Genomic DNA, 12,559 nt, shown 5'->3' on the forward strand with positions numbered 1-12,559 from the left:
GATCGCGGGCGGCTTCTTCTCCAATGTCGGCCTGGCGGTGGCGGATTACGCCAAGCAGAAGAAGATGTTCTACCTGGCCGGAGAGCCGCTGACCGACGCCATGGTGTGGTCGTCCGGCAACCGCTACACCTTCCGGCTGCGTCCCTCCAACTACATGCAGGCCGCGATGCTGGCCGAGGAGGCCGCCAAGCTGCCGGCCAAGCGCTGGGCCACCATCGCGCCGAACTACGAATACGGCCAATCGGCCGTGAAGGTGTTCAAGGAGCTGCTGTCCAAGAAGCGGCCCGACATCGAATGGGTCGGCGAGCAATGGCCGCCCCAGGGCAAGATCGACGCCGGCCCGGTGATCCAGGCGGTGGCCGCCATGCGGCCGGAGGCCATCCTCAACGTGACCTTCGGGCCGGATCTCGTGAAGCTCGTCCGCGAGGGCAACACGCGGGGCCTCTTCAAGGACCGGGCCGTGGTGTCCTTCCTGACCGGAGAGCCGGAATATCTCGACCCGCTGAAGGAGGAGACGCCGACCGGCTGGATCGTCACCGGCTATCCCTGGTACGGCATCCAGACGGACGCCCACAACGCCTTCTTCAAGGCCTATCAGGCGAAGTTCAACGACTACCCGCGGCTCGGCTCCGTGGTCGGCTACGCGCTCGTCCAGGCCGCGGCCGCCATCATCACCAAGGCCGGCTCGACGGACACCGAGAAGATGATCGCGGCCGCCGAAGGCATCTCCTTCCCGACCCCGTTCGGCACCTCGATCTTCCGGGCGGCCGACCATCAGGCCACGATGGGCGCCTATGTCGGCAAGACTGCGGTGAAGGACGGCAAGGGCGTGATGGTCGATTTCGAGTACCGCGACGGCAAGGATTTCCTGCCCACGGACGACGAGGTCAGGAAGATGCGGCCGCGGGACTGAGATGCACGGACGCCCTCGCGGGCCTCGCCCGGTGATCGCGATGATCGCCGCACGACCCGATCGGAACGGCCGGGCCACGCCTGGCCGCTCCAGCCGACCCGCCGCGATCCCGTGAGCTTCCTTCTCGTTCAGTTCCTGACCGGGCTCGCCGGGGCGTGCTCGCTGTTCCTGGTCGCGTCCGGGCTGTCGATCATCTTCGGCGTCACCCGGATCGTGAACTTCGCCCACGGCGCGTTCTACATGGCCGGCGCCTATGTGGCCTATTCGCTGACCACCCGCTTCTCGGGCGGGCTCGGCTTCTGGGGCGGGCTTGTTGCCGCCGCCCTCGTGGTGGCGGCGCTCGGGGCGCTGATCGAGATCGTGCTGCTGCGGCGCATCTACCACGCGCCGGAGCTGTTCCAGCTCCTCGCCACCTTCGGCGTGACGCTGATCTTCCAGGACCTCTCGGTGATGATCTGGGGGCCCGAGGATCTGGTCGGCCGCAGGGCGCCGGGCCTGCAGGGCGCCGTCGACGTGTTCGGCCAGGCCGTGCCGCTCTATGACCTGTTCCTGATCGTCCTCGGCCCGACCGTGCTCGGGCTGCTCTGGCTTCTGTTCCACCGCACGCGCTTCGGCATTCTGGTCCGGGCCGCCACGCAGGACCGCGACATGGTCGCGGCGCTGGGCGTGAACCAGAAATGGCTGTTCACGGCGGTGTTCGGGCTCGGCATCTTTCTGGCGGCCCTCGGTGGGGCGTTGCAGCTCCCGCGCGACGCGGTCAGCCACACCATGGACCTCCGGATCATTGTCGAGGTCTTCGTGGTGGTGGTGGTGGGCGGGCTCGGCAGCGTCACGGGGGCCTTTGTGGCGGCGCTGCTCGTCTCCGAGCTGAACGCCTTCGGCATCCTGGTCCTGCCGCAGATCTCGCTCGTTCTCGTGTTCGCCGTCATGGCGGTCGTGCTGGTGGTGCGGCCCTTCGGCCTGTTCGGCAAGGCGGAGGGTCCGGCCCGGCCCGCCGTCGCGGCCACCATCCGGCCCTGGCGGGTGTTCGGGCCTCGCGAGCGCCTGGCCGTCGCGGCCGCGGTGGGGCTGGCCGCGCTGCTGCCCCTGGTCGCGGGCAATTACCTGCTGGCGGTCGCGGCCGAGCTTCTGATTTTCGCGCTGTTCGCCGCGAGCCTGCAATTCCTGATGTCCACCGGCGGGCTCGTGTCCTTCGGCCACGCCGCCTATTTCGGGCTCGGCGGCTACGGGGCGGCGTTCGCCAGCAAGGCCTTTGGCCTCCCCATGGCGGGCGCGGTCGCGGCCGGGATCGGCCTTGCGGCCACCGGCGCGGCGCTGTTCGGTTGGTTCTGCGTGCGCCTGTCGGGCGTTTATTTCGCGATGCTGACGCTGGCCTTTGCGCAGATCGCCTGGTCGGTGGCCTTCCAGTGGACAGCCGTCACGGGCGGCGACAACGGCCTTCTCGGCATCTGGCCGCCGGCCTGGGCCTCGAGCCCCCGGGTCTTCTACCTCGTGGCGCTGGCGGCCGCGGTCGCCGGCATCGCGGCGCTCCGGATCCTCGTCTTCTCGCCCTTCGGCTACGGCCTGCGGGCGGTGCGGGATTCCACGCTGCGAGCGGAGAGCATCGGCCTCGACCGCATCCGCATGCAATGGGCCGCCTTCACGCTGGCGGGCGCCGTGGCCGGCCTCGCCGGCGCGCTGTTCGCCTTTCTCAAAGGCAGCGTGTTTCCGGACAATCTCGGCATCCCGCTCTCCGTGGACGGGCTGGTCATGGTGCTGCTCGGCGGGGTCGAGACGGTGTCGGGCGCCGTGGTGGGCGCGCTGGTGTTCCGAACCCTCACCATTCTCCTGATGAGCTACACCGATGCGTCCAAGCTCGTGCTCGGGCTGCTCATCGTGGTGCTGGTGGTGGCGTTTCCGCGCGGCATCGTAGGGTCCCTGTCCGAGTTTCTGGCCCGTCGCCAGGACCGCGCCGCGACCGCGCGGGCCGGCGCCCTGAAGCCTGCCGAATGAGCCCGCCCCTTCTCGCCGTCGAGCACCTGTCCAAGGCCTATGGCGGCGTCCATGCCGTGCAGGACGTGTCCTTCACGCTGGCGGCCGGCGAATTGCTGGCGATGATCGGCCCGAACGGGGCCGGCAAGTCGACCTGTTTCAACATGCTCAACGGCCAGGTCGCCCCCGATGCCGGACAGGTCGCGATCTCGGGCCGGGACGTCACCGGCCTGCCGCCCCGGCAGGTCGCCCGGCTCGGCATCGGCCGCACCTTCCAGATCACCGCCACCTTCCCGTCCATGACGGTGCGGGAGAACGTGCAAGTGGCCCTGCTGGCCGGGGCCGGCCGCATGAACAGGCTGGCCGGGCATGCCGGGGCGAGCTTCGTGGCGGAGGCGGACGAACTCTGCCGCCTCGTCGGCATGGGCCACGCGGCCGGCCGGCCCGCCGGCGAACTCGCCTATGGCGACCTGAAGCGGCTGGAACTTGCTGTGGCGCTCGCCAACAAGCCCGTGCTCCTTCTCATGGACGAGCCGACGGCCGGCATGGCCCCGGCCGAGCGGGTCGAGATGATGCGGCTCACCGCCGACATCGCGCGCGAATCCAGCCTCGGCGTGCTGTTCACCGAACACGACATGGACGTCGTGTTCGAACATGCGGACCGGGTGATCGTGCTCGACCGCGGCCGCATCATCGCCGAGGGCACGCCCGCGGCCATCCGGGAGAACCCGGCCGTGCGGGCCACCTATCTGGGCGAGGGGCTGACGTTCGGTCACGCTCCGGCCGCCGGGGCGCGCGCGCATGCTTGAGGTCACGGGGCTGAACGGCTGGTACGGCCCGGCCCATATCCTGTTCGACGTCGACCTCACGGTCGGCCCGGGCGAGGTCGTGGCCCTGCTCGGCCGCAACGGGGCCGGCAAGTCCACCACCTTCCGGGCGGTGGTCGGCCTGTTGGCCAAGCGCAGCGGCCGCGTCCGCTTCGCCGGGCGCGACATCTCCGACCTGCCCACGCACGACATCGCCCGGGCCGGGCTCGGCTATGTGCCGGAGGACCGCCGCATCTTCACCGAGCTCACGGTGGCCGAGAACCTGGAGGTCGGCCGGCAGCCGGCCCGGGCGGGCGCCGCCACCTGGACGCCCGAGCGGCTGTTCGAGCTGTTTCCGAATCTCGGGGCCATGCGGACCCGGCCCGGCGGCCGGATGAGCGGCGGCGAGCAGCAGATGCTGACCATCGCCCGCACGCTGATGGGCAACCCCAAGCTCGTGCTCCTGGACGAGCCGTCGGAGGGGCTCGCGCCCAAGATCGTGGAGGAGATGGCGACCGCCATCCTGGCCATGAAGGGCGAGGGCGTGTCCGTGGTGCTGTCCGAGCAGAACCTCCATTTCGCCCGCCTGATCTCGGACCGGGCGATCATCATCGAGCGCGGCCGCGTGCGCTTCGATGGGACCATGGCCGAGCTCGAGGCGCGGCCCGAGGTCCGGGACGCCTACTTGGCGGTGTGATCCGCCTCGCCGGCGAGCAGATTGCGCAGCGCCGCGAGGTCCCGCCTGATCCAGGCCATGTCCGCGGCGAGCCTCTCGTCCGACATGCCGGGCTGGCGGAACAGGGTCAGCATGACCTCCGCGCCATCCCCGTTGGCGACCACCCGCAGCGGAACCGAGATCACGGCGTCCCCAGCCTCGACGACGTGGTCCATGACGCCGAACGGGTTGTGACCGGTGAACCGGATCCGCACCGGCCCGTCAGGACCCGTGGCGACCCAGCTGTCGCCGTCCTGCCGCATCCCCGAGCCGGCGAGGCCCGAGGCCCAGCGCGGGAAATCCTCCGGGCGCCAGATCCGCTCGTAGACGGCCCGCCATTCGCACGGGATCGAGACGCTGATCGTCTCCGCCGGCAGCATCACGGGGTGACGATTTCCGGCACCTTGTCGGCGGGCGGCGTGTTGCGGGAACGGGCGATGCGGGGCAGGCCGTCGATCACCACCATGCCGATGCCGGGCAGGTCGCCCAGCCGGATGCATTCCAGGAGGTCGCGCCCGGCCGAATGCTGGGCCCGGTCGAGCAGCACGAAATCGGCCGCCCTCCCCTCCTCGACAAGGCCGCAATCCAGCGCGCGCATGCGGGCCGTGTTGCCGGTGCCGAGGCAGAAGGCCTCCTCGGCCGGCAGGTCGCCCAGCGCCGACAGCATGGAGATCATCCGCAGGATGCCGAGCGGCTGCACGCCGGAGCCGGCCGGCCCGTCCGTGCCCAGGATGACGCGGTCGAGCTGCCCCATCTCGCGGGCGAGCCGCAGGGTGTAGAGAGCGGCCCGCTCGTTGCCGTTATGGACGAGTTCGAGCCCGCGCCCGCAGCCCTCGCAGATGCAGCGGATCTCGCGGTCCGGCAGCGCCGTGTGGCCGCCGTTGATGTGGCCGACCACGTCCGTATCCGCCTCCAGCACCACCGCCGCGTCGATCAGCCCCGAACCCGGGATCGAGGGCCCGCCCGTATGGATCGTGGACTGGATGCCGTATTTGCGGGCCCAGCCGACCATCCGCTTGGCGGTCGGGCCATCCTTGACGCCGCCGAGCCCGACCTCGCCGAGCAGCCGCACGCCGGCCTCGGCCAACTCGCGGAAGTCGCTCTCCTGCATGTCGGGTTCGATCACCGGGGCGCCGGCCAAAATCTTCATGCCGCCGGGCCGGAAGGCCGAGAAGCAGCGCTGCGCGTAGATCGCCATGGCCTTGAGGCCGACCACGTCGCGCGGCCGCCCGGGCGTGTGCACCTCGCCGGCCGAGATCATGGTGGTAACGCCGCCATGGAGGGTGGAGTCGATCCAGTTGAGCTGGCTCTGTCGCGGCGTCCAGTCGCCCGCCACCGGGTGGACGTGGCTGTCGATCAGGCCGGGTGCCAGCGCCGAGCCGCGCGCGTCGATGACGGTGGTGGCTCCCTCCTGATCCACGTCCTTGGCGCGGCCGATCGCCGTGATGCGGCCGCCTGTCGCCACCACCGTGTCGGCGTCCAGGATGGGTCGTTGCAAATCTCCCGACAGGAGAAGGCCGATGTTGCGGATGACGAGCTTGGCGTCGGGAGCAACCGTGACCTGCGCCTCTTGAGCCATTGTTCACCGCCCCGGTCCGATTATAAGCGCCGCAGCATCACGTCTTGAGCGGCGATCGTTAGTGTACTAACAAGCCGCCGTCGTGCAACGTGGCCTCGCCTGTGCGTGGCCCTTCTCACCATCGAGCGGGCTCCGGCCCGCCTGCGGGATCGGCATGAGCGCCTTCAACGAGGAACGGGTTCTCAGCGTCCACCACTGGACCGACAGCCTGTTCAGCTTCAAGACCACCCGCGATCCGACGTTCCGGTTCCGGAACGGCGAGTTCACCATGATCGGCATCAAGGTGGGCGAGAAGCCGCTCCTGCGCGCCTACAGCGTGGTCTCGGCGAATTACGAGGAGCACCTCGAGTTCTTCTCGATCAAGGTGCAGGACGGTCCGCTGACCTCCAAGCTGCAGCACCTGCAGGTCGGCGACCCGATCATTGTCAGCCGCAAGGCGACCGGCACGCTCGTGCTCGACAACCTGACAAACGGCCGCAACCTCTACCTCCTGGGCACCGGCACCGGCCTCGCGCCGTTTCTCGCCATCATCCGCGATCCCGAGACCTATGAGCGGTTCGAGAAGGTCGTGCTGATCCACGGCTGCCGCCAGGTGAACGAGCTCGCCTATGGCGAGATGATCACCCGCGATCTGCCCGGGGACGAGCTGGTCGGCGAACTCATCCGCGACCGGCTGCTCTACTACCCGACCGTGACACGGGAGCCTTTCCGCAACCGCGGCCGGATCACGGACCTGATCACCTCCGGCAAGCTGTTCGAGGACCTGGGGCTCGCCCCGCTCGATCCCGCGCAGGACCGGGCCATGATGTGCGGCTCCCCCTCCATGCTGGCCGACCTGAAGACGCTGCTCATCGAGCGCGGGTTCACCGAGGGCAACCACGGCGAGGCCGCCGAATTCGTGGTCGAGAGAGCCTTCGTCGAGAAGTGAGCAGCCCGGGCCCCGCGCCGCAGACCGAGCGCGATCCGGCTTCCGGCGCCTATCTCCTCGAGGATCAGGTCGGTTTCGTGCTGCGGCAGGTGCAGCAGCGGCACACCACCATCTTCGCGGCCGCCTTCGGCGAGGACATGACGCCGCTGCAATGGGCCGCCCTGGCCAAGCTGCACGATGTCGGCGAGTGCTCGCAGAACCAGCTCGGCCGGCTTGTCGCGACGGACGTCGCCACCATCAAGGGCGTGGTGGAACGCCTGGTTCGACGCGGCCTGGTCGAGACGCGGCCGGATTCGTCCGACCGGCGCCGCCTGCTGCTGCGCCTCAGCGCCGGCGGACACACCGCCTATGCCGCGGGCGTCGGCACCGCGCTGGCGGTCACGGAAGCCACCTTCGGACCGCTCGTCCCCGCTGAGCGGGCCCAACTTCTCGGCCTCCTCGACCGCCTCCGCTGACCTCCCGGCCTATTCCGCCGGGGCCGGGCTCGGCTCGGCCGTCGCCACCTTCTCCCGCAGACCGAAGAGGCCGTTCGCCTCCTTGGTCATCACCGCCTGCCGGTCGTGCATGCTGATCAGCGTCGAGCGGTGGCCGATCGACACCACGGTGGTGTTGGGTAGCCGTTCGGAGATGATCCGGTAGGCCACCGCCTCCATGGGCTCGTCCAGCGACGCGGTCGCCTCGTCGAGAAACAGCCAATCGGGCTTGGCCAGCAGCGCCCGGGCCAGCGACAGCCGCTGCTGCTCGCCGCCCGACAGGTGGTGGGCCCAGTTGTCCTCGACGTCGAGTTGATCCGTCAGGTGTCCGAGATTGACGTCCAGCAGGGCCTGCCGGAGGTCCTCGTCCGGATATTGCGCGTCCAGCCCCGGGTAGGTCACGGCGGCCCGCAGGGTCCCGACCGGGATGTAGGGCTTCTGCGGGATCAGCATGACGCTGCGGCCCGGCGGCACATGCACGTGTCCCGACCCGAACGGCCAGACGCCGGAGATCGCCCGCAGCATAGTCGACTTGCCGGATCCCGAGGGCCCCGTGACCAGAACCGACGGTCCCTCGCGGAACGTGAACCCGTCGATGCTGACGATCTGGCGCCCGTCCGGGAGAGCAAGCTTCAGGTCCTCAAGCACGAGGTCGGGGCCGGAGGCGGCGCTGTCCAGCTCCAGCGCGGTGCTGCGGCCGACCGCTTCCGCCCGGCTCATGGATTCGTTGAACGTCGTCAGCCGGTCCACATTCGCCTTGTAGGAGGCCAGCGTCGAATAGGCCGTGATGAAGAACGACATCGCGCCCTGCACCTGGGAGAAGGCGCTGGCCGTCTGCTGAAACTGGCCCAGCGTGATGCGGCCGATGAAGTAGGACGGCGCGGCCAGGACATAGGGGAAGATGACGCTGAGCTGGCTGTAGCCGGCCGTGAACGTGGTCAGCTTCATGCGCCGGCTGAGGATCTGGATGAAGTTCTTCACCACCTCGGTGAAGGAGCGGTCGAGCCGGGCCGTCTCGGCCTTCTCGCCGCGCAGCAGGGCGACCTGTTCCCCGTATTCCCGCAGGCGCGCCAGCGAGAAGCGGAAATCGGCCTCCACAGTCTCCTGCCGGAAGTCGAGCCGGATCAGCGGCCGGCCGATCAGGTGGGTCAGCCACGTGCCGATCACCGCATAGGCGATCACCAGCCAGACCAGGAAGCCCGGCAGCTCGATCCCGAGCCCGGGGACGATGAAGTCGCGCGACAGCCCCCACAGGATGATCACGAAGGAGACCAGCGTCGCAGCCTGGGACAGGAGCCGGATCGACAGGCTCATGGTCTGGTCGATGAACAGCCGCACGTCCGCCTGGATGCGCTGGTCCGGATTGTCCGTGTCCGAGCCCATCAGCGGGATGCGGTAATGCGTGCCGTTGTCGAGCCACCGGGCCGCGGTGCGCTTGGTCAGCCACGAGCGCCAACGGATGTGCAGCGAGTTGTCGACGAAGATCTCGTACACCGCGATGGCGATCCAGATCGCGGCCAGCGGCGAGAAGATGCCGAAGATCTGATACCAGAACGCGTCGAGGTTCTTCTCCTGCAGCGCGTTGAAGAGATCGCGGTAGAAGACGTTGAACCGGATCTGCATCGCCACCTGGATGAAGTTGATGGCGATGAGAAGGGCGACGAGCCGGGCCCCGACCTGCCCCTCGGTGCGGCCCAGCCAGGTGAACGGGCGGCCGAAACTGGTGGCTGGAACCGTCGACAGAAAATACGGGTCGGCCAGCGCCGTGATGGTGCGGATGACCGGGATAAACGAGGCCCCGAACACGAGGGCGGCGAAGACCACGGCCGCCACGGCCGAAAAGGCCGGCGGCAGCAGCGCGGCCACCACCTCCGGCACGGCACCGAGAGCCTGAAGCAGCGTCGCGGATGCGAGCAGGAGATAGCCCAGCCCGTACATGGCGACGAAGACGCGCAGATAGGGGGAGATCGCCCGAGAGGCGTAGACGATGCCGGCGAGCGCGAAGCCGCTCAGCGTGACGTAGAGAGGAAGCTGGCCGAGCAGGACATTCGCGAGCGCAAACGCGCCGATGACGATCGTGAGCGCCTTCATCTCGTCATCCTCAATGGTGCCGCGCCGCAGGCCCGGACCCGGCCGAGCAGGGTCCTCGCCCGCAGGCGGGAAGGCACGCCGCCCGTGTCGGGAGTTCCGCGTCGCTGCCGGCCGGTCCCGCATCGCGCGGCGCGATCTAACGGGAAAACGCGGCCCGGGCCAACGGACCGCGTCAGAGCGACGAGCGGGGGCCGGACGCCGCTAGAGCGAGCGCTCGAACTTCAGCTCGCCGTTCGGGCCCCGGATCACGAGGCTGCCGATTTGCGTGTCCCACTTCGCCGAGGTCCGCAGCGCGGTCAGAAACGACATTTCGGCCGCCATGACCTGCTTGTCGCAGCTCTTTTTGGTCAGGGCGAGCGGACCGACCGCGATGCCCTGCTCGCGCATCGGAAAGGCCGTCGCCGAGAAGCTGTTGCAGCCACCGAAGCCCCGCACGCGGAAATGCTCGTCCACCGAGAAGGCCGGACGCTCGGTGCCCGTGAAGGTCTTGCCGTTCATGCTGACGGCGATCCAGGAGGTGCCGAGCGGAAACCGCTTCTCCTCCTTCTTGCGGACCGCCTCGTAGCCGGGGGCCTGCTGGTCCTGGTTGCCACGCGTCGACTTGCCCGTCTGAGCAGAAGCGGCGCCGGCGAGACATAGGAGGCCGACGAGGGAGAAAGTACCGAGCTGACGCATGTCCGTTTCCGTAATCGCTCCGCAATGCTGCAACACGCAATTCGCGCGAGATTAGGGCAGAGCCGCCCCGAGCGACAGCTTGCAATCCGCCTGATCGAGCCGACCGAACAGGCGCCCGACCATCGGATCGCCGATCCTGAAGACGTAGTCGCGACGATGCACCGTGACGTCTTCGGCGCCGAGGCCGATCAGCCCGTCCACGAGGTCGAAGACCCGGTCCGCCCCGCAATGCAGCACGAGCTCCGGGCCTGAGGAGCGGCCAGCCGGCCGGGTCGCGCCCACGCGCCCGGTGACCTCCGCCAGGCCCGGATGCCCGGGATCCATCCCGGCCCTGACCTCGCGCGTGGTGCGGGCGAGTTCCTCGGCCGCGATGCGGCCCAGGACGGTGCGGGCGGCGGCTCTCGCCGTCTCTCCCCAGCGGGCACCGAGCGAGGCGACCAGATTGGCCTCCGAGCGCAGGATGACGCCGTCGTCCAGCACCTTGAGGCCGTTGGCGGCCAGCGTCGCGCCCGTGGTCGTGATGTCGACGATGAGATCGGCGGTTCCCGATTGGGGGGCCGCCTCCGTGGCGCCCGGGCTCTCCACGATCAGGTATTCGAGCACGCCCGTCTCGGCGAAGAAGCGGCGCGTAAGGTTGACGTATTTGGTGGCCACCCGCACCCGGCGCCCGTGGCGCGCCCGCATCGCGTGCGCGACCTCGTCGAGATCGGCCATGGTGCGGACGTCGATCCAGGATTGCGGCACCGCCACGACGACGTTGGCGCTGCCGAAGCCGAGCGGCGTCAGCAGTTCGAGCCGGCTTTCGACGTCGTGCACGCCTTCGCGCAGCAGGTCCTCGCCCGTGACCCCGAGATGGGCCGTGCCGGCCGCGAGCTGGGCCACGATCTCGGCCGCGGACAGAAACAGCACCTCGACCCCGGGCACCCCGGGCAGGGAGCCGCGGTAATCGCGCGCCCCCCGGGCCTGGCTGAGCGGCAGCCCGGCCCGGGCAAAGAACGCGGCCGCGTTCTCCTGCAGCCGGCCCTTGGACGGGACCGCGATGACGAGCGGACCGTCGCTCATGAGGTGGGCTCCGGAACGGGGTCAAGCCAGAAGGAGCATCCGACGGCCGGCACGTCGCCGGTGCCGCCGAGATGCCGGAGGAGGCGGTCGTAGCGCCCGCCCGCCGCCACGTACCAGCCTTCCGGCCGGGCCGAATCGCGGACCTCGAAGATGAAGCCCGTGTAGTAGTCGAGGGTGCGGGCAAAATCGGCCCGGAAGCGCAGCCGCGACAGGTCTGCGCCGCGCGCCGCCATGAACCCGGTGCGCTCGTCGAACGTGTCGAGGGCGGCGGCAAGGTCGAGCCGCTCGTCGCGGGCAAGATCGCGGATCGCAGCCGCGGCCTCGTCCGGTTCGCCCGAGATGGCGAGATAGCGGCCCAGGATCGCGCGCGCCCGCTCGTCCAGCGTGCCGGACCGGTTCTCGGCCTTCAGCAGGAAGCGCTCGGCGATCTCGCCCGCGCTGCGGCCACCGACCCGGGCGAGCCCGGCGATCGAGATCACGTCCTCCACAAAGGCGCGCGCGGCCTTCGGATCCTGCCCTTCGATGGCGGCGAGGAGCCCGGAATAATCCGGCCCGGCCCGGGTCTCCGGCTCGAGCGCCTTGTCCGCCCCCTCGCCCATGGCGAGCGAGCGGATCACGCGGCGGCGGGCGGCGGGCGCGAGACCGAGCGCATCCATCACGGCGTCGAGAAGGCCGAGATCGCCGATCTTCACCTCATAGGGGGTGCCCCGCCCGAGGGCTGCGTAGCCATCCAGCGCCACGCCGAGCACGTCCGCATCGGCCGGGCAGGTATCGGAGCGGCCGATCCACTCGACCCCGACCTGGAGGAATTCGGACGACCCCTCCTGCCGCTGGCGGAACACCGCGCCGAGATAGCACTACTGCCCCGAGGTCCGGCCCGAGGTGACGAGCTGGCGGCAAACCGGGATCGTGTATTCGGGCCGGAGGCAGAGCTCGCGCCCCCCTCCGTCCTGCGTCAGAAAGAGCCGGCGGCGGATGTCCTCGCCCGACAGGTCGATGAACAGCTCAGCGGGCTGCAGCACCGGCGTGTCCACGCGCCGGAATCCCTGCCCCTGGAACAGCCGCAGCAGGGCCTCGCCCGGTAGAACCTCGTCTCGCGTCATCATGCGCCGTCCCTAGCCGAGGCGGCCCGGGAGAGCGACGGCTTTTCGCCGCGAGAGTGAAGATCGCCTGCTGTCGGACGCCGCAAGCGGTCGGGCGGAGAGCCGGATCCCCGCCCGAAAGCCCCTCAGAGCGCGGGCGGGCGGCGGCCCGCGTCGCCGGCGATGGGCGACGAGGTGTCGGCGGCGCCTTCGGAACCGCCGCGGCCCGCGGAACGGGCGCCCCGGCCGCCGGAGGCCGATGAC

General features: G+C 69.8%; 12 protein-coding genes and 1 pseudogene. 6 read left to right on the plus strand and 7 right to left on the minus strand.

All coding sequences use genetic code 11. The features are described 5' to 3' along the window. From JWR86_RS06975 to JWR86_RS06990, 4 genes are all read left to right on the plus strand, one after another. On the plus strand, window positions 1–913 hold a 913-nt coding region (locus JWR86_RS06975; protein WP_299562733.1), incomplete at its 5' end, for an ABC transporter substrate-binding protein. A 111-nt stretch (window positions 914–1,024) separates the two neighbouring features. Continuing rightward, window positions 1,025–2,905 (plus strand): ABC transporter permease, encoded by a 1,881-nt coding sequence (locus JWR86_RS06980; protein WP_299562736.1) that lies wholly within the window; start codon window positions 1,025–1,027, stop codon window positions 2,903–2,905. Further along, window positions 2,902–3,693, plus strand: coding sequence for an ABC transporter ATP-binding protein (locus JWR86_RS06985; RefSeq protein WP_299562739.1), 792 nt, complete (start codon window positions 2,902–2,904; stop codon window positions 3,691–3,693). The genes JWR86_RS06980 and JWR86_RS06985 overlap by 4 nt, the downstream gene beginning before the upstream one ends. After that, window positions 3,686–4,387, plus strand: a complete 702-nt coding sequence (locus JWR86_RS06990; protein WP_299562742.1) for an ABC transporter ATP-binding protein — start codon at window positions 3,686–3,688, stop codon at window positions 4,385–4,387. The genes JWR86_RS06985 and JWR86_RS06990 overlap by 8 nt, the downstream gene beginning before the upstream one ends. Here JWR86_RS06990 and JWR86_RS06995 read toward each other — a convergent pair. Both JWR86_RS06995 and JWR86_RS07000 read right to left on the minus strand, forming a co-directional pair. After that, entirely contained in the window at window positions 4,372–4,785 is a 414-nt protein-coding gene (locus tag JWR86_RS06995) for a polyketide cyclase (protein ID WP_299562763.1), read from the minus strand. The genes JWR86_RS06990 and JWR86_RS06995 overlap by 16 nt on opposite strands. Then, complete coding sequence (locus tag JWR86_RS07000) at window positions 4,785–5,984, minus strand: amidohydrolase family protein (RefSeq protein WP_299562745.1); 1,200 nt, start codon at window positions 5,982–5,984, stop codon at window positions 4,785–4,787. The genes JWR86_RS06995 and JWR86_RS07000 overlap by 1 nt, the downstream gene beginning before the upstream one ends. 154 nt (window positions 5,985–6,138) lie before the next feature. Between JWR86_RS07000 and JWR86_RS07005 the strand changes: the two genes are divergently transcribed. Both JWR86_RS07005 and JWR86_RS07010 read left to right on the plus strand, forming a co-directional pair. Further along, window positions 6,139–6,912: a ferredoxin--NADP reductase gene (locus tag JWR86_RS07005; RefSeq protein WP_299562748.1), complete on the plus strand. Its 774-nt coding sequence runs from the start codon at window positions 6,139–6,141 to the stop codon at window positions 6,910–6,912. Beyond that, window positions 6,909–7,367 (plus strand): MarR family winged helix-turn-helix transcriptional regulator, encoded by a 459-nt coding sequence (locus JWR86_RS07010; protein ID WP_299562751.1) that lies wholly within the window; start codon window positions 6,909–6,911, stop codon window positions 7,365–7,367. Before JWR86_RS07005 ends, JWR86_RS07010 begins: the two co-directional genes overlap by 4 nt. A 9-nt stretch (window positions 7,368–7,376) precedes the next feature. On the opposite strand, the gene JWR86_RS07015 is transcribed toward JWR86_RS07010, so the two are convergent. From JWR86_RS07015 to JWR86_RS07035, 5 genes and pseudogenes are all read right to left on the minus strand, one after another. Further along, the gene (locus tag JWR86_RS07015) at window positions 7,377–9,476 is read right to left on the minus strand and encodes an ABC transporter ATP-binding protein/permease (protein ID WP_299562754.1); all 2,100 of its coding nucleotides are present in this window, start codon (window positions 9,474–9,476) and stop codon (window positions 7,377–7,379) included. A gap of 201 nt (window positions 9,477–9,677) precedes the next feature. Then, window positions 9,678–10,151, minus strand: coding sequence for an META domain-containing protein (locus JWR86_RS07020; RefSeq protein ID WP_299562757.1), 474 nt, complete (start codon window positions 10,149–10,151; stop codon window positions 9,678–9,680). Window positions 10,152–10,202: 51 nt separating this feature from the next. After that, window positions 10,203–11,213, minus strand: a complete 1,011-nt coding sequence (hisG, locus tag JWR86_RS07025) for an ATP phosphoribosyltransferase (protein ID WP_299562760.1) — start codon at window positions 11,211–11,213, stop codon at window positions 10,203–10,205. Beyond that, on the minus strand, window positions 11,210–11,701 hold the full coding sequence (locus JWR86_RS07030; RefSeq protein ID WP_299562766.1) for an ATP phosphoribosyltransferase regulatory subunit: 492 nt from the start codon (window positions 11,699–11,701) through the stop codon (window positions 11,210–11,212). Before JWR86_RS07030 ends, hisG begins: the two co-directional genes overlap by 4 nt. Before the next feature lie 45 nt (window positions 11,702–11,746). Beyond that, window positions 11,747–12,319: pseudogene (locus JWR86_RS07035) on the minus strand (ATP phosphoribosyltransferase regulatory subunit); the annotation flags it as partial. Between the last annotated feature and the right edge of the window lie 240 nt (window positions 12,320–12,559).

Source organism: Enterovirga sp. (assembly GCF_028290205.1).
GTDB lineage: Bacteria > Pseudomonadota > Alphaproteobacteria > Rhizobiales > Beijerinckiaceae > Enterovirga.